The 20,640-nt window shown below is 44.2% G+C and carries 15 protein-coding genes; 5 read left to right on the plus strand and 10 right to left on the minus strand.

Annotated elements, in window-relative coordinates:
• The first annotated feature begins 51 nt into the window (after nucleotides 1–51).
• The gene (locus tag JGK07_RS22425; RefSeq protein ID WP_293183336.1) at nucleotides 52–438 is read left to right on the plus strand and encodes a hypothetical protein; all 387 of its coding nucleotides are present in this window, start codon (nucleotides 52–54) and stop codon (nucleotides 436–438) included.
• Nucleotides 439–638: 200 nt separating this feature from the next.
• Here the strand turns inward: JGK07_RS22425 and JGK07_RS22430 are convergent, their stop codons facing one another.
• Nucleotides 639–1,577 (minus strand): ribonuclease Z, encoded by a 939-nt coding sequence (locus JGK07_RS22430; protein WP_293183334.1) that lies wholly within the window; start codon nucleotides 1,575–1,577, stop codon nucleotides 639–641.
• 397 nt (nucleotides 1,578–1,974) lie between these two features.
• Between JGK07_RS22430 and JGK07_RS22435 the strand changes: the two genes are divergently transcribed.
• On the plus strand, nucleotides 1,975–3,150 hold the full coding sequence (locus JGK07_RS22435; protein WP_293183332.1) for a SpoIID/LytB domain-containing protein: 1,176 nt from the start codon (nucleotides 1,975–1,977) through the stop codon (nucleotides 3,148–3,150).
• Nucleotides 3,151–3,322: 172 nt separating this feature from the next.
• Nucleotides 3,323–3,589 (plus strand): hypothetical protein, encoded by a 267-nt coding sequence (locus JGK07_RS22440; RefSeq protein ID WP_293183330.1) that lies wholly within the window; start codon nucleotides 3,323–3,325, stop codon nucleotides 3,587–3,589.
• 319 nt (nucleotides 3,590–3,908) lie between these two features.
• On the opposite strand, the gene JGK07_RS22445 is transcribed toward JGK07_RS22440, so the two are convergent.
• From JGK07_RS22445 to JGK07_RS22460, 4 genes are all read right to left on the minus strand, one after another.
• Nucleotides 3,909–5,225, minus strand: coding sequence for a hypothetical protein (locus JGK07_RS22445; RefSeq protein WP_293183328.1), 1,317 nt, complete (start codon nucleotides 5,223–5,225; stop codon nucleotides 3,909–3,911).
• A gap of 124 nt (nucleotides 5,226–5,349) precedes the next feature.
• Complete coding sequence (locus JGK07_RS22450; RefSeq protein ID WP_293183326.1) at nucleotides 5,350–5,511, minus strand: hypothetical protein; 162 nt, start codon at nucleotides 5,509–5,511, stop codon at nucleotides 5,350–5,352.
• Between the two features lie 177 nt (nucleotides 5,512–5,688).
• The gene (locus JGK07_RS22455) at nucleotides 5,689–6,378 is read right to left on the minus strand and encodes a class I SAM-dependent methyltransferase (RefSeq protein ID WP_293152513.1); all 690 of its coding nucleotides are present in this window, start codon (nucleotides 6,376–6,378) and stop codon (nucleotides 5,689–5,691) included.
• 311 nt (nucleotides 6,379–6,689) lie between these two features.
• Nucleotides 6,690–7,622, minus strand: coding sequence for a glycosyltransferase (locus JGK07_RS22460; protein ID WP_293183324.1), 933 nt, complete (start codon nucleotides 7,620–7,622; stop codon nucleotides 6,690–6,692).
• A 674-nt stretch (nucleotides 7,623–8,296) separates the two neighbouring features.
• On the opposite strand from JGK07_RS22460, the gene JGK07_RS22465 reads away from it, so the two are divergent.
• Both JGK07_RS22465 and gatC read left to right on the plus strand, forming a co-directional pair.
• Entirely contained in the window at nucleotides 8,297–8,818 is a 522-nt protein-coding gene (locus tag JGK07_RS22465; RefSeq protein WP_293183322.1) for a photosystem I assembly protein Ycf3, read from the plus strand.
• A 229-nt stretch (nucleotides 8,819–9,047) separates the two neighbouring features.
• Complete coding sequence (gene gatC / locus JGK07_RS22470) at nucleotides 9,048–9,329, plus strand: Asp-tRNA(Asn)/Glu-tRNA(Gln) amidotransferase subunit GatC (protein ID WP_293128462.1); 282 nt, start codon at nucleotides 9,048–9,050, stop codon at nucleotides 9,327–9,329.
• Nucleotides 9,330–9,507: 178 nt separating this feature from the next.
• Here gatC and JGK07_RS22475 read toward each other — a convergent pair whose 3' ends face one another.
• From JGK07_RS22475 to JGK07_RS22495, 5 genes are all read right to left on the minus strand, one after another.
• Nucleotides 9,508–10,788 (minus strand): glycosyltransferase family 4 protein, encoded by a 1,281-nt coding sequence (locus JGK07_RS22475; RefSeq protein WP_293183320.1) that lies wholly within the window; start codon nucleotides 10,786–10,788, stop codon nucleotides 9,508–9,510.
• A 128-nt stretch (nucleotides 10,789–10,916) separates the two neighbouring features.
• Nucleotides 10,917–11,642, minus strand: coding sequence for a bifunctional 2-polyprenyl-6-hydroxyphenol methylase/3-demethylubiquinol 3-O-methyltransferase UbiG (locus JGK07_RS22480; RefSeq protein WP_293183318.1), 726 nt, complete (start codon nucleotides 11,640–11,642; stop codon nucleotides 10,917–10,919).
• Between the two features lie 278 nt (nucleotides 11,643–11,920).
• The gene (locus JGK07_RS22485) at nucleotides 11,921–17,284 is read right to left on the minus strand and encodes a glycosyltransferase (protein WP_293196654.1); all 5,364 of its coding nucleotides are present in this window, start codon (nucleotides 17,282–17,284) and stop codon (nucleotides 11,921–11,923) included.
• 176 nt (nucleotides 17,285–17,460) lie between these two features.
• Complete coding sequence (locus JGK07_RS22490; protein ID WP_293196651.1) at nucleotides 17,461–18,981, minus strand: class I SAM-dependent methyltransferase; 1,521 nt, start codon at nucleotides 18,979–18,981, stop codon at nucleotides 17,461–17,463.
• Nucleotides 18,982–18,996: 15 nt separating this feature from the next.
• Nucleotides 18,997–20,409 carry an ABC transporter ATP-binding protein gene (locus JGK07_RS22495; protein WP_293183314.1) on the minus strand — a complete coding sequence of 471 codons (1,413 nt, stop codon included), beginning with the start codon at nucleotides 20,407–20,409 and terminating at the stop codon, nucleotides 18,997–18,999.
• Nucleotides 20,410–20,640 lie beyond the last annotated feature (231 nt).

Below are 20,640 nucleotides of genomic sequence, written 5' to 3' on the forward strand. Positions count from 1 at the left end.
TCGTTCTTAATTATCATAACCAAGTTTGTAACATTTTGTGTTCAGAAACTTATGAAAATTCGAGAATCTCAAGGTCAAAGTGTATGGAACAATTCTGAGGGCTGGTGCTGCGAGCCTCTTGACCCCATACCGCCCGGTCATATTGCCCTAGCCGTTGAAGCGATCGATCTTAATCTTGTAGACTGGGATATCGAAGAAATTGGCGAAAAAGCAGGTTTTGATATTCAGTACAAATACACGGGAGTTAATGACCCGAAAGATGAATCTTTAGCTTGCGTTAGTCAGTTTGTTGGCATCTATGAAGACTTCTCAAAGCTCGATCGCGCGATGGAAGCTTTGATTGCAGCAGGCATCCCCTGGCATTTATTCAAAATACTGACTTCCAACGATGATATCGATTTGAAACCTGTAACGCAATACATCCAAGCTGTCTCATAATGCTTTGAGTGTAGCGCAATTGTTTCTTTTTCCGAAAGAGCGATCGCCCTTTTTGTCCGAAAGTGCGATCGCTCTATAATTTTAGCATGGCAACAACTGTCAAATTCAACAGAGCGATCGGTATAATTAAAAAACCCACATCAAAGTCGATCTTTTCGAGAATTTTTGATGGCGACGCACCCTACAGATTAACTTTAACCCTACGATTCAACAGGCCTAGGGACTTCGTAAGTCAAAAAGTCATAGGCCATTTTTGTATTCGGAAAAATTGCCTGCGCTTCTTTGAGCAAGTCATCCAGGACGATCGCATTTCCCGGAGCGTAACGCGGGCTAAAATGCGTCATGATCAACTGTTTCGCCCCAGCGAGCAAAGCTACTTGAGCCGCCATCGTCGAAGTTGAATGCAGGCGATCGAACGCCATTTGAGCATCTTGATGGGCAAAAGTCGCTTCATGCACCAACAGATCGGCATCCTTCGCTAAGTCCACCGCGCTGTCACAAAAAACCGTGTCTGTACAGTAAACAAACTTTCGCCCGACTTGATCCGGGCCGCAAAAATCACTACCTTTAAACTGTCGCCCGTCCGATAATTTTACCGTCTTTCCTTGTTTTAATTCACCGTAAACTGGCCCCGACGGAATACCCACAGCCTTCGCTTTTTCTACATCAAAATGTCCCGGACGGTCTTTCTCAGTTACTCGATAACCAAAAGCAGTAACTCGGTGTTTCAAAGGAGCGCAGCTAACAATATATTCGTCATCTTCATAGACAACTCCCTCATGACTTTTGTGCACCTTCACGGGGTAAGAAAAATGAGTTTGAGAATAGCGAACGCCAGCTTGCAAATATTCTTCAAGTCCCGGAGGCCCGTAAAGATCGATGCGCTTGACATTCCCCGCCAAACCGCAGCTAGCCAGCAAACCCATTAAGCCGAAAATGTGGTCGCCGTGCAGGTGAGTGATGAAAATACGGCTCAGTTGGCTGACTTTTAGCTCGCTACGGAGGAATTGGTGCTGGGTTCCTTCGCCGCAGTCAAACAGCCAGAGTTCCGCTCGCTGGGGCAAGCGGAGGGCGATGCTGGATACGTTGCGCGATCGCGTGGGGACGCCGGAGCTAGTTCCGAGAAATGTAATCTGCAAGAGTTAAATCACCTCAATTAAATCTTAAAAAATATGTTACAAATATCCAGAGTGCGGCGAATCCGACATAAAGGAAATATTCGCAGGCAGGAACCGAGATAAATCGCTGTTGCTGCTAGGATCTAGTCGCTCCAATCATTTTTGACGCACAAAGTGCCAAACCCAATTCTGGGTGCATCTGGTTTTTGAAGAGGGCGAAGCATGACCGTATATGAGTTATTAGTTATAATCCCATATTGACTGCGGTCATGCTTCGCCCCTACAGATATATTTGCTTGCATTGAGATGCACCCCCAATTCTAACGTTTTCTTTCTGCCGTTCTCCTTCCTTTTTCCCGAACCTTCCCGAACTCTTAAAAATTCTCAAACTCATACAGCACAGGAGGAAAATTTTAAAATGCAGTCAGGAGTGTTCTTTACTTCCGTTCTTTCGACATTAAAAAAACGCTACTTTTGGATTTCGCTGTTGTTTTGGCTGGTAATGGTAGCCCCAGCACAGGCGGCGCTGATTTTGCGAGTTGCGGTACAAGACGGGACGAGTCAGATCAAAGTCGGCAGTTCTACTAAGGCTGCAATCCGCGACAGCAGCGGGCGCAATTTGGGGGAACTGCCCGCCAACAGTTCTCAGTCTGCTCAATTTCGATCGGGAACTGTGGCAATTGGCCGCTGGGCTGCCAATCAAATTTGGATCGAGCCGACCGGAAACGGTTATGTTTGGATTGGCGATCGATGGTATCGGGGACGCACGCTTCTAGTTCCCGAAAAAGGAGCCTTAACCGCCGTCAACTATGTCGATATCGAACAGTATCTCTACAGCGTTCTCGGTGCCGAAATGAGTGGCAATTGGCCTCAAGAGGCTTTGAAAGCCCAAGCAGTCGCCGCCCGTTCCTACGCTCTCCACAAGCGCCTCAAAAGCGAAACCGACCTTTACGATGTGGATGACACTCAGTCTTCCCAGGTTTACAAAGGATTGCAAACAGAATCTTCGGGTACTTATGCCGCAGTGGATGCCACCGCCGGTCAAGTTCTGACTTACAACGGTCAGATTATTTTAGCCGTTTTCCACTCGGCGTCTGGCGGACATACGGAAAATGTCGAGGATGTTTGGACGGAACCCCTGCCTTATTTGCGGGCTGTTCCTGACTTCGACCAAGGCGCGCCGGTTTACCAGTGGAAAGAAAATTTTTCCCGCGCTCAAATGAGCAGCAAGATTTCTGGTGTGGGGAATGTAATCTCGATGAAGCCAGAACGTACTACCGCTTACGGCAGCGTTTTATCCATGAAAGTAGTCGGGGATGGCGGTTCTAGGGTGATGACTGGCGCGGATTTGCGTCGGGTTCTAAATTTAAGGAGTACCCGCTTTACTGTGATTCCTCAGTACGGCGGGATTTTTAGCGGCCAAAATAGGGGGAAGCCTCCTACGGGTTTTCAAGTTGCTGGCAAAGGTTTCGGTCACGCTGTGGGCATGAGTCAGTGGGGGGCTTACAATTTGGCTAGGCAGGGATACGGCTACCAGCAGATTTTGTTGCACTATTACCGGGGTGCTGCTTTGGCTAGAATTGCTGTGCAGTAACTGTTGGGAATGGGGGATGGGGCATGGGGCATGGGGCATGGGGCATGGGGCATGGGGCATTGGTAAGAAATAACAAATAACCAATAACAAGTAATAACGAATAACTAACTAACTGTCCACTGCCAACTGCCAACTGCCAACTGACTACTGACTAACTAAATTAAGGATTGCTATGCAAAAGTGGGAGTATTTATTTGTGGATGCGAATATGTATCCTTTTGGAAATAAGCTAATTAGTTTATATGTAAATGGTGAGGAGCTGCGAGATTGGAAACAAGGCTCGCTACATCTATTTGTCAATCAATTGGGGGAGGATGGGTGGGAACTTGTGGCTCTGCGACATGACTCGAAATACGACCAAAATTGTTTGATTTTTAAACGCCCTAAGATTGTTAAAAAGATGAGAAAAACAACAGATTCTAGTATTCAAAATAAATGATTGTGGCGTTGTTTAATCAGGGGATGAAAATGGGTAACTTGAAAATTCAGCTATATTGACTGACTGGTTTGTTTCATTTTTTCACATTTTCACATTGAGTCGTTCATACCGTAAATCAGCAACGCCAATAGAAGGTATGTAGTTGCGCTTGGGCGCTCTTTCCTAATATAAGCTAAGAGCGCTGAAGCGCAACTACGTACCTAAGATCAATTCTCAGAAGACTTCTCGTCTCCGGCGGTTAGAAACCGCGACTACAAAAACAAAGTCCACCTCCGTGGACTAAGAAAAAATCTGTGTGCTGCATTCCTGATTCTTCGGGCTATACATTATCCGATCGCCCAATTCGCCGCTGCCATTCAGCATCTATTTTTGCTGATTGTTCGAGTTCTTGTTGAGTTAATTCGCTTTCTGTGGTATAAGCTAAGTCTTCTCCACTCAGAACGTTTTCGCCTGCAAATTCCTGGGCGTAGGCCAGTTTTTGCTGCAAGTTGGCATCGGGTTGGTTTAATAACATGGCTCGCTGCTGCCGATCGTGATTCCGAGCTTCTATCCTGCTATTTTTCCACTGAATCCAGAAGTACCTGATTAAGGGAATTGTCAGAAATCCGACGCCGTAAATCAGCAGCAGTGGATAAATACCGCTGACGAAGCCGATGAATCCACCTGCGATCGCACTTTTCGTTAATAAATTCCCCAAAACCAGCGCACCGACAAGATTGACGGCTCCTAAACCTGCTGCGAGCATGATTTGGCCGGAGTCGGCGTGACTGAAACGCCACAGCATTTCTCGCAAATAAGTTCCTGTTGGTTGAGGATTTTGCAGGAGGGCTGTGGTTTGCAATTGCGGAAAATGATAGATGATTTGCCCTTCGGGACTGACTTCGGGGCGGCCGTCAAAACGGGCCAGGGCTGGTAACATATATTCTTCGTATTCTCGGGCGTATCCCTGTCCGAGATTGTCGAGATAGGGCGCAATTTGTTCGGCTGCGACTGCGCCTCGGTTGTTGCGAATTGCGGTGGCTATATCGCTCCACTTGCGCTCTTCTAGATTTTTATTGGGATTCCCGTCTCCAAATATAAAGGAGAAAACTGCTTCCAGAAAACTCATTTGGGGTTTTTGACCGCGATCGCGCGATCGCTGCTGGTAGTATGGTTCATCATGGTTCCAGTAAAAGATCCAGATTAAGTCGTTCCAGAAGTAGGGAAAAAAGAAAAAGCCTCCGCCGCCACCTCCACTTTCGCCTCCGCTTCCGCCTCCTCCACCGTTATTGTCGCTGTTCATGCTGGAGAGTAAAAGCGTAATAGCAACAACAATTAAAAGGATGGAAGCTACCAGCACTAAGCCAAAAGATATTCTAATCAAGTAAAATAGAACTCGCCAGATTTTTTGCCACCATTCCTGCAACTGCAAGCGCAAGAATTTGTTTCGCAAAATATCTCGAAAGTTGTTGGGAAATATGTAGGCAATGTCGCCGGATTCTGCTACTTGCAGGTTGCCGCCTGCTTCGGAGGCCAGCGTTAACAGTTCTCGCTGGGCAAAATTGACATCTAGTCCAGCTTTTGCCGCCACGTCTCCAACCGTAACGCGGTAGCCAAGTTGCTCGACGGCTTGCATAATCCCGGGATTTGGAGCCATGTGTTTCTCTTTGTGAAAATTACGCGGTTATTTTTAATTATAGGTTGCGGGCATTAAAGCTGGTTTAGACCTGGAGAATTTAGGCTTTTTTTGTGGCTGACCTTGATTTTGGGGCAAAACATTGCTACTTTTGGCATGGTTCAAAAATGGCAGTTTTAAGGTAGCACTGCACGGCAAATTCTGCCATCATTAAAGGTACATCAAAGCTGATAGCGATTGCTGTCAGCTTTGGGTCGAGAATACCGGCGATCGCCAGTAATTCGTCGCGTCGATCAATTGAAAACATCTACTTGATTCTCATTTGTTTCTGAGTGGTATTTGTATTCTTGGATCAGAGTCAAAATTGAACTAGATACAGGGGGTGTCGGAATATAACCACCTGCGACGAATGCCATCTTAATAAAAAATATCAGCTTGCATAATTAAATTAGTGAATAGTGAGTAGTGGATAGTGGATAGTGAATTAGATTGTTTCTAAGAACTCAAACAAATAGTTTTCATCTTTTAAGTTAAGAAAATTTTCTTTACCATTGAGAACATCTTCATAAGTCATTTTATCCAATTCATCTTTGCTCAGGTTGAGATCGATATCAGGCTTTCCTTTCATAACTATGCCTAAGCCAAAATCGCAATCCAACACAAAGACTCGCAAATCTTTGCGATTACTTCTTAGATAACAAATCGTTTTCCAGACATCACCACACCAGTTGCCATCCCATCCAGGTAAATTCATGTCGATCGCAGCTTGCAGAGACTGAGCTGGACAGGCTGCGAGGACATGGGGTGGTTTGCAATCATGCATGACTATTACGCCATTTTCATTGAGGTTGTCCAAGGTATTCAGGACATCTTGCAATGATTGTTCGTAGGTATGCAATCCATCGATAAATGCTACATCAAACCGTTCGATCGGATTGGCACTTGCAAAAAAAGCATCGCTAGTGGCGTCTATATATTCCGCTGTTGCATTACATAGATTTTTACTAGCCCATTCCAATTTACGTTCTTCAGAAAATGCAAAACTAGGATCTACTCCCACCTTTTGAGCGATCTCGATCGGGAAAAAACTATCGCCATTATTTACGCCGATTTCTAAATACCTCAGGGCTTTTTTCTTGTCGATTATTTTTTGAATTACATCGGTTCTGAGCATTTCGGTTTCCTGAGATAATAGACAACAATTTGAAACCTAACTATTTAGGCTGACTGTTTACTATAACATATCTCACGCATTGCCCCACGTATTTTTGTTACTGCTGTTGGGGGAAGGGGGAAGGGGTAAAGAGTACAGGACTTACGCAAAGAATCTATCTGTAGGGTGCGTTACCTCTGGTAACCGATCGCCAACGCTACTAATAGTGTGGGTGCGTACTTTGTCTTTGCCAATATCACGATCGCTATTTTCTGGCGAGCATCAAGCGGTAAACTGGCTGCGACTGATTGGCTCGGACTCATTCTTGTAGATTATACCCAGGTTTTTCCTAAGTTCCCTCTGAAACCATCATAAGTTCCGCGCAGACAAGCCCAAATTTTCAATCTTCTTGATAGGTTTTCTAATAGCAAGATTTTAATAACTAAATTAATCATAATTTTAATTCTATGAATACTAAACATAATCAATAGTTTGTTCTCCATAGCGAGACTAAGTTCGACAAAGGTGTTATTCCTGCATCGGTAGTAGTAACGCAACGGAGAACAATTCAATCGCATTATTTTTATTTTAGGATAAAATAAATTAACTTCTTGAGTCTCTCCAAATCGTTGTTTTAGAACAATATTTCTATTGACAAATATAGAATAATTTTGTTTCTTTAATTTTAGACAATATTCCCAATCAACTGCTTCAATAAATAAATTTTCATTAGGAAAGGGAGTATTGTAAGCGGCTTGAATGGAAATAAGAGAACCTGCTGTAATAACGGCATCACATTTATAAATTTCAGGGATTTGATCGTTTATAAGAAATTGTTTTAGTTGATACTTATCTAAGATCATTCCATTCCATTGTTGTCCTGTGACTCTATCAACAGGAAGTGGAGCAATAATTCCAATTTTTTGATGAGCTTCTTTGAGATTATCATAGGTTTCAATTAATCTTTTTAAAGCATCTGGTGAAGGTTCAGTATCTTGATCGAAAGTCCAAATAAAATCAAATTCATTTTTAATAGACCATTCAATACCCACTCGTAAACCGCCAGAAATGCCGATGTTTTGGGGATAAGATTTGACGATAATAGATTCGTCTAATTCTTCAGGAGACAACAACACATGAGGCGAGTTATCGACTATTAAGATTTTCTCGATCGAATAAGTTTGACACTTAAGAGAAGCGATACACCGCTCAAGGGCAGTTTTATCTGAATAGGCAGTGATATAAGCAACAATACGATACGACATTACCTAATTAATACTTCCAACTTATTTTTACTACAAATGAATACAATTACCCCGACTGCTTAGTCCTGCTTGAAAAATTAACATTTTTTACGCTGGAATAGTCTGACATTACCATGCTAATTAGCAATTGTCAACAACTGTCTCAAATTGTTGTTGGATCTGAAAAATATCTCCATGACAAGGAGTATCAGGCAGGACTTCTTTCTGACCTGCTCTCAATCCCGTCCCGACATCAGCAATGGTGAAATCTGGCTGAAACCCCTGCGCCATCGCATCTAGCAAATGCCAACCCCAAGACTGATTGGCTCGGACTCATGCTTTGGGGGGCGAATTAGGACTAAGGCGACAGCCTTCACCTTACACCGATCGCTCGCAAACTGTTACCCTCAATTGAACCGTACCCTACTTTTTTCCCAAAAGCTTTTCAGTGTTGGCTGAACTTTGAAAACTTAATAAAAGTTTAAATATGTAAAAAAAATATGTTTTTTTTGCAAGTCTTGCAATAGTTATCTACAATAGATAGGACTTGCGCGTGTTGTCAAGTTTGTCCTTGTGTCTCACAAGTCTTTTTCGCATTCTCAGCACAACTCTAAACTAAAATTGTTGTGCAAGTATTCATAGGAAAACTTTACCCGCTAATTTTTGAGATTAGCCACTAACGAAAAGAATCGCATATGCCAAGAACTCAACGCAACGATAACTTTATTGACAAAAGTTTCACGGTAATGGCTGATATCATCCTGAAGATTATGCCCGCGAAAAAGAAGGCGAAGGAAGCTTTTGCTTATTATCGGGATGGTATGTCGGCTCAAGCTGATGGCGAATATGCTGAAGCGCTGGACAATTATACTGAAGCGCTGAAGCTGGAAGAAGATCCTTACGATCGCAGTTATGTATTGTACAATATGGGTCTGATCCATACTAGCAACGGCGAACACGATAAAGCTTTGGAGTATTACAGCGAAGCGCTTGAACTGAATCCCAGAATGCCGCAAGCGCTGAACAATATTGCTGTGATTTACCACTATCAAGGGGAAAGGGAAAAGGAAGCTGGCAATGTTGAAGGGGCGGAAGGGCTGTTTGATAAAGCTGCGGATTACTGGAAGGAGGCTATTCGTTTGGCGCCGAACAATTACATTGAGGTGCAGAATTGGCTGAAGACGACAGGGCGATCGCAAATTGATGTGTATTTTTAACTATGATGGGAATGGGGAATAGGGAATGGGGAATAGGGAATGGGGCATCGGGCATAGTTAATAGTTAGTAGTTAATAGTTAGTAGTTTCTCTAATAACAAATAACAAATAACAAATAACACATAACTTGTTTGGCCTCTTTGCCCCATGCCCCATGCCCCATGCCCCATGCCCTATGCCCAATTCCCAATTCCCTATGCCCAATTCCCAATTCCCAATTCCCAATTTTTATGATTGACAAAGAAGAAGTTCGGAAAGTAGCGAATTTAGCCCGATTGGAATTAACGCCGGAAGAAGAAGAGCAGTTTACTGGTCAACTGAACGGTATTTTGGATTATTTTGAGCAGTTGAGCGAACTGGATACGAGTAAGGTAAAACCGACAACTCGGGCGATCGATGTTAGCAATGTTATGCGATCGGACGATTTGCAACCGTTTGCTAACGGCGAGAGTATTTTGGCGGGTGCTCCCGATCGCGATGGGGAGTTTTTTAAAGTGCCTAAGATTATGTAGAATTTCCGCTGTGTACCTGACTCGATCGCCCTAACCCCCCTTAATCAGCAGGGTGGTTTTATTGTCGTCAGACAAATTAGGTACGTAGTTGCGCTTCAGCGCTCTTTATAATATTAGGAAAGAGGGCTGAAGCCCAACAACGTACCTAAGGGTGCTTGTGGCGTACCTTACGATCGCACTAAATTCTCACTCCAAAAGATGCGGCCAATTCCCGTTCTGGCTGCATACCAACTGTCGGCGGCATCGATCGACTTGCAACCTGCTCGATTAGTTGTAATTGCTGCGGTAACATATTAGCTAAACTGTAGCGTTCTAGGGCGGTTTGACGGGCCTTGACCCGAATTTCTGCCATGCGGGTAGGATGGTCTAAAACTTCGTCAATGCGATCGGCTACTTGTTTCGGCGAGAAGTAATCGACGATTAAACCGTTTTCTCCATCGCGGATAACTTCTCTCACCGGGCCCGTATCGGAACCGATTACTAAACATCCTGCCGATAGAGATTCAATCATCGACCAAGATAGCACGAAAGGTCTGGTTAAATAAACGTGTACGTCGGATGCTTGAATTACTTTTAAATACAGTCCGTAAGGTAGCGGCCCGACAAAGTGTACTCGCGACATATCTAGCGGCACTTTTTTGAGCATATGGTCTTTGTAAGACTCGCCATTTGGTAAAGAACGGCCGTAACAAACTCTGTCTGAACCAACAATTACAACGTGACAGTTGGGGCGGCGTTCTTGCACGTAGGCGATCGACTCAATGAACTCTGGAAAACCACGGTAAGGTTCCATTCCCCGCGATACGTAGGTGACAATTTCATCAACGCCGGACAAATCTAAGTTCGGTAAAATTAGTTTAGCACCGGGATCTGGTTTAAAATAATCGGTGTCTACGCCGTCGTGGAGTACGGATAATTTTTGTTGTAATTCTGGCGGAAATTGCGATCGCTGCCAATAAGTCGGCGACAAACCCCAATCGCAAGAATATAAATCGATCAGAATCGGCGCATTTTTGATTCTAATTCTCGCCATATCGTCAACACTTAAAGGTTCCGCCGGATCGAAATCTGCGTCGGAACCAATGGCGTGATAAAACCACTCGAAATAACACAAAAGTGGCGTATTTGGAAAAGCTTCTTTGACAAATAGTGTCGGCCCCCAACCTGAATGTCCGCAGATCACATCGGGTACAAAACCGTCAGCTTTGAGTTGTTCGGCCATTCTAAATACGGCTTGTCCGTAGATGACGGCACTTTCTAAAGGGCGCACGTATTGGTGAGTCTGGGCGTGGGGTTCGCGGCTGGGGGTAAATGCTGCTTTGCGAACTCCGGGAATGTCCCATTCTGGACGCTCGTTTTTAGTGCCGAAAACAATTTGATTTTTGGGATTGGCGCCTAAAGCCGTGATAATGTGGCGGTATTGGGCGGGGAAGTTGGGGTGGAGAAATAATGCTTTCATTTTAGAAGGAAGAAGGAAAAAGGAAGGAAGATGAACAGGATTTACATGATGTTCGATCGATTAGTTATAATTCCAGCAGGTGTGAGACTGCTTTAAAAACATCGCTGTCAACTGTCAACTGTCAACTGTCAACTGTTTAATGGTGCTTTGCAAATCCAGACGCAATCTCGCGGTACTGAAGATGTATTTTTCAGGAGGATTTCATAGTTTAAATGGTTGAGAAATTTTTCCATAATTGTATCTGTCATTATTGAGAATGCAGTGCCATCTCTGCGTCCCAGCAAGTTTTTGTCCCACTCGCCGGCGAATTTTTGCCACCCTAATTCGCTGAGAATATTGCCGTGGTGGAAGACGCAAATGCGATCGCCCCGCAGCAGTTTGGGAATGCGAGTTAGGTAGTTGAATATGTCTACGGCTTCTACGTGTACCATTGTATCGTAGCAAAAGCAGACATCGGCTGCACCCTGGGCGATGCCGTCTAATGTTAAACCGTCGAGTTTGACGTAGGAAACGCGATCGACTCCCAAGCGCGATCGCGCGGCTTGCAGCATTTGACTGGAAATATCGGCGCAAATTAGGCGATCGCAATATTTCAGCAACAGCGAACCAGTTTTTCCGCCACCGATACCAATTTCTAAAACCGTATGTTCTTTTTTGATGTACGGTGCAACAAATTCCTGTTCTATCAGTGCTTCGTATTCGGCTAAGGAGTTGGCCGCACCAGCAGCTTTACCTATCCATTCGTCCCCAATATGGGAAAGTTCGGGATTAGTTTCTTCCCACTGTTGGGCGTAACTGTCCCAGGCTGTTTCATAATCTACTCTTGGGCGATCGGTCATTTTTTCATCGTTCATTTTTGATTATTTTATAGTATAGATGTCTGGATTTTGAATATGTTCCGCAAGTCTTCGTTTCTCCTTGCCCTGTGCTACCAATTATATCAAATCCGGTCTTCATTGGAATGATTCATCTCTCCATTCTCTTCCTCTGTGTCCTCTGTGTTCTCTGCGGTTTGATAATTCCGGTACAGCCAGATTTGATATTACCAATTACCTGTTCTACCAATGCCCTGTTTGCCCAATGACCTGTTTGGCCAATGACCTGTTTGGCCAATGACCTGTTTGGCCCATCATTAATGACTGCTGAAATATGCTTCGCAGAAAATGTCTGCATAAGCTTGAGTCATCTCCTCAAAAGTATTGAGTGAATCCAAGACATATTTAGCATTTCCAGCTAACTGCTGGCGCAAAGATTTATCCTCCAACAAACTAATCAAAGCTGCAAGTAATTGATCCGGACGATCCGGCGTATAAAACAAACCGTTAATTCCCGGCCTCACTTGTTCCTTAATTCCAAAGACTGGCGATGTAATAATTGGTAAATCGCAGGCCATCGCTTCCAAAATCACTCGCGGAAAACTTTCGACACGAGAAGTGCAAACAAAAATATCCGCCGCTTTGTAATATTTTCCTGGTTCCCCGGTTTCCGGGACTACTGTCACCCTTTGTCGCAACTCTTCCGGCAATGCGTTCACCATATCGGCTAATTTATTGCTGTAAATACTCGGCCGATCGCCCACAATGAAACACCTAATCTTATTGTGCCATTTTTCAGGCAAAAGTGAAAGTGCTTGAACTAAATCTTGCTGGCCTTTACGTTCGCAGACGGTTCCCAGCAGCAACAATACCACATCTTCCGCTGCCACACCTAAAGTGTTTCTAGCGTCTTCAGAATTCTCGGAATTTTCCAGTTTGCTCAAATCTAAGCCGTTGTGAATCACTGTAAAATTGTGGTGGCTGTTGAGAGGCAAATACCTGTCACGCGTTGCATCCGCCACAAAAATCACCTTGTAAGGAAAGCGGAAACACTCCAAAGCTCTCGCCGCAATCTCCGAGCCAAACCTGTTAAAATAAGTTTGCCAAGGTTCGCTTTCGTGCACGTTCCACACCGCCGGAACTCCGATTTCTCGCGCCGCATCAACTACAAAGAAGTTTTCTAAAGTATTGGCATAAATTGCATCTACTTTTAAACTTTCAATTTCCTTACTAAAACTCCGGATAGCTTCATCGTAAGCATCGCGCTGGTAGATGTGTTCGAGGGGATTGTCGCGTACAATGACTTCAATTCCCTGTTGTTCGTAAGCTTGGCGCAGGGGGCCGTCTGTCGTGCAAAGTACGATCGGCAAAATCACACCCTCAGCCGCCAATTTCACCGCAATTTCGTACTGATGCAGCGGTGCCCCCGTAAAATCCAGCGAATTGCTGCACATCAAAACCTTAAGAGGATGAATAGAATTGTTTGTATTGGCTACCAACAAACCAGAATCCGAAACTTCCAATGTATAACCCTCTTCCTTTTTCCCTCTTTCTTCTTCCTTCTTCCCTCTTCCTTCTTCCTTCTTCTTTCCCTCTCCTTTCATAAAAACCCGTCGGGGTTGAATATGAAAATACTCATCTTCTAAAGACAAATGAGGACTGTAAAAGCTGTCATTTTTCCCCGCATACTTGCGCCGAAAAGCCGCAACTTCTTGAGGATTGTCAGTAAAACCTCTCGAAGTTCCCTCCTTGTGCAACAACTCCGCATCGGGACAATACACGCACCGATAACCCCGTTCTAACAATCGATATCCGTAATCGACATCATTGTAAGCAACAGCAAAATCATCCTCATCAAAGCCGCCCAATTCTAAGAACAATTGACGGGGAGTAATCGTGCAAGCAGCAGTTACCGCCGAGTAATTTCGCGTTACCATCGCTTGAGAAAGATAGCCTCGATTCTCCTTATCCATCAGCTTAAAAGCGTGACCGGCCAAACCGTGATGGAGGCCGTGAATTACTCCCGCGTGCTGAATTCTACCGTCGGGATATAACAGTCGCGCGCCGACTGCACCAACGCCGCGAATTTGAGCGTATCCCACCATTTGACTCAGCCAGCGCGGGTTGATTGCTTCAGTATCGTTGTTCAAAAACAATACATATTCGCTGTCAACTTTCTCGACGGCGCGGTTGTTGATTGCTGCAAAACTAAACTTGCCACCAGGATTTTTGATTCGCAAAACTTGGCAAGTTAATTGCTTTAAATATTCTAGAGTTTTCGGATCGTCGCTTTCATTATCTATGACAGCAATTTGAAAGTTTTTGTAGGTTGTAGTTTCCAGAGAATCTAGACAGGCTTTCAGCAATTTCACCTGATTTTTAGTAGGAATAATTACCGTTACTGACGGGCCGTCATCCGGGAAATCTTGGGCAAAGATGCCCAAATTTTCTTTGGTAGCCCAGGCGTGCTGAGCGACATTGCCATTAATTTGTCGGCGGTTTAGTGCATCTTGGATTGCTTTTTGACCTGCGCCAAAACTGGCGGGTTTTGCGGCCCCAGATATGGCTGTAGAACCGGGTGCAGTTCGCCAATGATACAGCACTAAAGGCAGGTGCGCGACGTGGCGACAAATTTCGGTTGCTCTTAAGGCAAAATCGTAATCTTGCGAGCCTTCAAAACCGAGGCGCAAGCCACCTATTTCTTCAAAAATCTGTTTTCTGACGGCGCACAAATGACCGAGATACATATAGGAAAGCAGCAGTTCTGGCGACCATTGCGGTTTGAATTGTGGGGCGAAACGGCGACCTTTGGTGTCGATTTTGTCGTCGTCTGAGTAGAGAAAATCGGTGGTTGGATGGGTGGCAAAATATAGCGCTACTTCGCCTAGGGCGTCGGGAGTTAGTTCGTCGTCGTTGTCTAAAAATAGGATGATGTCGCCTGTGGCGAGGGCGGCTGCGCTGTTAGTTGCGGCGCTGATGTTGCCGTTTTCTGTGCGAAATTGTATGCAGATACGATCGTCCTTTTCGGCCCAATTTTTCAAGGTGTCAGCAACTGTGGCGTCGGTACTGCGATCGTCAGCGATGCAGAGTTCCCAGTTTTGATAGACTTGATTGATTACACTGTCGATCGCACTTTCGAGAAAATCTATCTGCGGATTGTACACTGGCATGACCACCGAAATCTTGGGCAGCGCTTCCCCACAGGATTTTAACCGAGAAATCAAGTAATCGCGCGATCGACTATTCCACTGATTCACCTCCAACCAAGCGTCATACCTATCAATCGGTTTCGGCACCACAAAACCCGCAGGCGGTAGCAAATCCCCCGGCGCAGTCAACTGTTTTTGCTGTTGGTAAATCTTCCCCAACTGGCGCATCACCTTGACAATTTCCCAAGGCATCGGCACAATTCTGCCCAGACGCTGTTTTCTCTCCCTAGCCCGCTGCCGGATTGCCTCTACAAAACTCGAAAACTCCTCAAATTTATCAGCACTTCGCTGCCAAATATGGTAGCGCCGCACAGTCAATATTTGTGGCGCTTGAAAATACAAAATTTCCTCGGTATCTAACTCAGCTTGCAGCGAAACTTGCCATTCCCCTGGCGGCAAATCGACAAGTGCCTCAAAGCCACTTTCCGAACTGTTAACCCAGTCGGGAAACACTTCGCCGACATCTTTTCTCCGCAAACCGTAGGCGCATTCTACAGAAATATCTCCGCACACAAAGCTTAATTTAGCAATTTTGCGATCGTGGTGACAGCACCAACCTGCGAACAAAATTTGACCCTGACGCTGTTCCCACACCACGGGTACATCTAACGATGCTTGAATTGTTGAAACCAACAGCGGATAAGTTGCCAAGAGATGCCAATTTCCGCCTGCTTCTTGGGCTTCTAGTACCACTTCGTGCCGTCCGGCAGGCGCTTGCAATTCAATAGTAAAACCCGCTTTCCTCGCAGCCGGAATATTAGAATGTGCTATCGCTATATCGCTTCTTTCTATGCCGTAAACGCCCGAAAATATTTTGTCATCAATTCGGGCGCGCACTGCTTTAATCTCAATTTTTGTGTTAAATACCCAGCCCACAATTAGTAGATTGGAATCGCTAATTTGCCAAGTAGTGGGTTGGTCTAACGAAAAAATATATTTCGGGAAGAGGTCACGGATTCGGCGCCTAAAACCCCACAAATTTTCTCGGATTTGCCACCAGTCAGAAGACTTGATTGCCTCAATTTCTGCCCGCACTCTTTCTGTTTCCTGGCGCGATTTTTCTAAGTCTTCCCGACTTTCATTTAATTTTTCCTGAGTTTGACTCTGTATTGTTTCCAACCACAGTAACTCAGCTAACTTTTGCTCCAATTTGAATTCTTTTTCTTCGTATTTTACCTGACTCTTCCCTAATTCTGCTTCTAATTCCAAGACTTTTGCTAAAGCTGTTTGAAATTGCGATTCTTTGCCGGCAAGCTGTACCTGAGTTTGTCCTAATTCTGCTTCTAATTCCAAGACTTTTGCTAAAGCTGTTTGAAATTGTGATTCTTTGCCTGCAAGTTGTACCTGAGTTTGTCCTAATTCTGTTTCTAACTTCAGGACTTTTGCTAAAGCTTCTTGAAATTGCGATTCTTGACCGGCAAGCTGTGCCTGAGTTTGTCCTAATTCTGTTTCTAATCCGAGCAGTTTTGCTAAAGCTTCTTGAAAATTTGATTCTTTGCCTGCAAGTTGTACTTGAGTTTCTCCTAATTCTGCCTCCAATCCCAACACTTTCGCCTGGGCTTGGTGAAATTCTTCTTGCCACTGTTTGATTTCGGAATTGCTGGTTTTTTGCTGTTTTTCCAGCAAGCGGATTTTTAGCCAATCTTCAAAAGGCCCGACAGAAGATGCTGGAAAATGAATAATTTTATCGCTGGCAGAATTCGATTCGCTGCCCAGATTGCCAGCTTGGGTTTCCAAAACTTGATATAGTTCTAAGGCTTCGGGAAAATATTGTTCTATTAAACTTGGTCTGTGACTTTTGACAATATCGTTGACTAATAAAGATTCTTCAAAATTGTCGGCAGGTATCGCCCCTAAATTAACGTTAAATTTGTCGTTGACTCGATCGATAAAAAATTCCGGAGTGTTGCCGATCGGGTAAACGTTGGCCAACAGACAGCGATCGGGAAAACGTTCGGACAATTCTAAGACTTTTTGGTTGTAGTGAATCCACATTTTTACTGCCATTTCGGGGTTTTGCAGCAAGCTGACATCGGTTCCGCGGCGGTACAGCGAATCCACGACTTCCCAGGGCGATCGATAAACGCAGATGAAATTGGCTGTGGGAAGCAAATTTAGCCAAAAATCCCAAAACAGGGCGGTTCGCGGGTCTTTCCAGCCCCAATGGTTGTCAGTTTGTTGGTTTTGCGCGATCGCCCGTTTGGCAATTTCCACATATTCCGCTGCTACCGGAATCGTTTGTTCAAACGTACAGCCGAGTTCATCTATGCCGTGCGATCGTAAAACACTCTTGTGAAACTCAACAAAATCAACATTCTCGAAATGACCTTTCACATTTCCCACCGCCGGGCCCACCAACTGTTTGCCAATATCAACTCCGACTTTCTGAAACAAAGAAGCCGTTAAAGATGTACCGGAACGGTGCATTCCAGTAACAATAAAAACCGACGGTTTGCTGTCATTCATATTCACAATTTCTCTCCCTCGCCCTAATTCCCACACCATTTTTACTCGCTACACGATTTAGCCCAAAATGCAACTTATAGGTAATATCCCAACACTTAGTCCCTCATCTCTCCCAATCTCCAATCTCCAATCCACAATCTAAAATCCAAAATCCAAAATCCAAAATCTAAAATGGTCTTGTCTTATTCTCCCGCTAAACCGAGCGCTCGCCTGACTTGAAACCACGTGCTTCTCAGCTTCCAGAACTTGCTACTTTCCATCGCCACAACTCGACATTGCGATTTCTCTAGTTCTTGCTTGACATTCATCAACTGATTTTCAGTCTTCTCCAACTGCATTTGCAGAGACACTAACTGACTTTGAGTTTGTTCCAACTGCGAGTGAACTGAAATTAATTGATTTTGAGTTTCTTCCAACTTAGTATGAGATTCTTCTAACTGAGTTTCAGTAATCATTAACTTACTTTGACTTTGCTCCCATTCTATCTTAGCCCCAGCTAGCTGAGTTTCAACCAATTGAAGTTTGAGTTGAGTAGACCCCAACAAAGACCGCGATTGCTTTTGCCTTACCAGCGATTGCACAGTGCAAGTTTCCAAAATCCATGTCAAACCGTAGTTATTGATTGCTTTAACGGTTAACACATCCTGCGGCGCCACAGAGTTTTTCGGTAAATAACAGTTCCAACCCGACTGCAAAGCCACATCAGTTTCAAAGTGTCCGGCCACATCCGGGCGATCGTAAAAAGGCTCGCACCTCTGCACAAACTCACCGTTTACCAGCACTTGCAAATCCTCAATTTTACCGCCGCCATTCAGATCTGCCGCCCATCCTTCCAGATACAAATTCTCCTTATTTGTAAAAGCAGCAACATCAACATATCCTTCCGGGTGCTGATTGAATTTCAACTCCGAAAAATCTCTAGATAGTTGATTTGTGACAACATACAAATCCTGAAACCTGCATATACCTTTTTCGATGCGGTGAACAAAAGCCTTACCTGCGCTAACTTTATCGACAACTTCTCTGACAAACTTTTCAGTTACATAAGTTGTGCCGTATTCCTCCTTATCTAAAGACTGACTTTCGCTGAGGGCGCTGAACAGAATACCATTAGCAGGCATTTCTACATTAGGAGCACGCAAACACTCATCGTGAACGCTGAACATCAAAATACCGTTAGGAGTCAACAAATCGTACAAATTTTGCAACCAACTTGTAAAAGTTCTTTCCGGCATATGGCTGAAAAAAGAATTAGCCAGAATGCAGTCAAATTTGCGATCGATTAAATAATTTTCTGGTTTGCCAGTCGAAACAATACCGCTAACGCCGAAGTATTCAGCTTGAAACTTAACCGCATTAGCATAAATATCAGAAACCCAAACTTGTTCCGGCGGCATTTCCTGAATCAAAAACCGTGTAAATCTACCGTAACCGCAGGCAAAATCTAGAAAAGATGGTACATTTTCAAAACTGCCAAAATGCCAATCCACAACCTGTTTAACCGTATCCAGGATGCGGCGCCCCAGCGAATAATAGCGCACCAAAGCCCGATCGCGATCGTCCTTGACATTGCTCAACGCAAACAAATACATTTCATCGTTTTCGCAGATATTTAGTTTAAAATCTTCGGGAAACTTAGTTTGCTCTCGAATAAATGCTTCGATTACCGGATTTTGGACTAAATCTAAATTGCTCTCGCTCATTGTTTTCACAGAATTTTAGATGACTTCGGTTGACGCCTTTTTCACCAGAGAATCAGAATTAACAACAGTTAAACACGGTTCGATCAGCAAGTCAACGATGCCGTTACCGCAGGACTCAGTACAAGACTGAACTCTAAACATCGCCACATCAACGCAGCGATCCAGATAAGTTAAATCCTCATCTACCGTTCCCACAACCCCCGCATTCAAAAAATAAACCCCAGGATTTAGCAAACATTTAAACTGAAACTTCACGACAATTGTCGTTCCCGCTTCCACATACCTAACGGACTGACTGGAAGCCTTTAAAGAAGCACCAGCTAACTCAAAACCGCTAATCGTTTTAATCAACATTCCAAACCTCACCTTGGAAGTTGACCGCGAGAAAGTGACAGAGTAAGTGTAAACATAATCTTGACGACCAATCAAGTGATTTACCACAGTTCCCGACCGAGTCTCGATGTGGGGGTTGATAATTTCCGCTCCGCGAGACGGATACCTCACCGTATTCGACGGTATCATCCCCGGATCGTAAAATTCATCATAATGTTCCTGGGATTTCGAGTGATATTGCTCGGGTTTCACCTCCGTCTTTGTGCTTTCTAAATTAGCATCCTGAAGATTGTTGTCACTTTCTTGCTTTGTGAGTTGATTTAGCGATCGAATATCTGACTTCAGCCCCAATACTTTATCTGGATCTGCATAGATCAACTTTTGATACTTAGAAATTACCACCTTCGGCGTGTGAGCGAGCAGCAATTCTCCGCTATCCATTAAAATTGCTGACGTACAAAGTTGCACCACCGAAGTAGCAGCGTGAGAGACAAATAAAATCGTGCCGCCACCTTCTTGAATGCTTTGCAAGCGGGCAAAACACTTGCGCTGAAAAGCTTCGTCGCCTACCGAAAGTGCTTCGTCAACCACCAAAATATCCGGTTCGACGCTAGTCGCAACAGCAAAAGCCAGCCTGACAAACATACCGCTGGAATAAGTTTTGACTGGCTGTTCGATGAAATCTCCAATATCAGCAAAAGCAGCTATTTCGTCAAACTTTGCTTCAGTTTCTTTTTGACTGAATCCCAGTATTTGAGCGTTGAAGAATACATTTTGCCGCCCGGTAAATTCCGGGTTAAATCCGCTTCCAAGTTCCAACAAAGCGGAAATTCGTCCTTTCACATCCACGCTGCCGGTGGTGGGCGTCAAAGTCCCCACAATTATTTGCAAAAGAGTGCTTTTTCCCGAACCGTTGCGGCCGACAATTCCTAGAGTTTGTCCTTGAGGAATTTCCAGATTGATGTCGTGGAGAGCCCAAAATTCGTCAGCGAGTTTTTTGCTGGGGTAAATAATTTCTTTTAAGCGGTCTCCTGGACGATCGTATCGCTTAAAGCATTTAGAAACATTTTTTAGTGAAATTACATTTTCTGTCATCCGATTTTAGATTTTAGATTTTAGATTTTAGATTGATATTATGTCCGATCTCACTAAAAATAGGTTTGTAGTGAGGACTTTAGTCCTCAGATTTTTATGAGGAATGCGAGTCCTCACTACAAACCTTTATTGGAATTTTAGATTTTAGATTGACTTGCGATCTCAAATAAGTTTACCAGGAGAAATTGGTTTAAAGCCGGAACCCTTGTAGGGAGAAATCAAAAAAAGACG

The organism is Microcoleus sp. PH2017_24_DOB_U_A (genome assembly GCF_020738205.1).
Taxonomy (GTDB): domain Bacteria; phylum Cyanobacteriota; class Cyanobacteriia; order Cyanobacteriales; family Microcoleaceae; genus Microcoleus.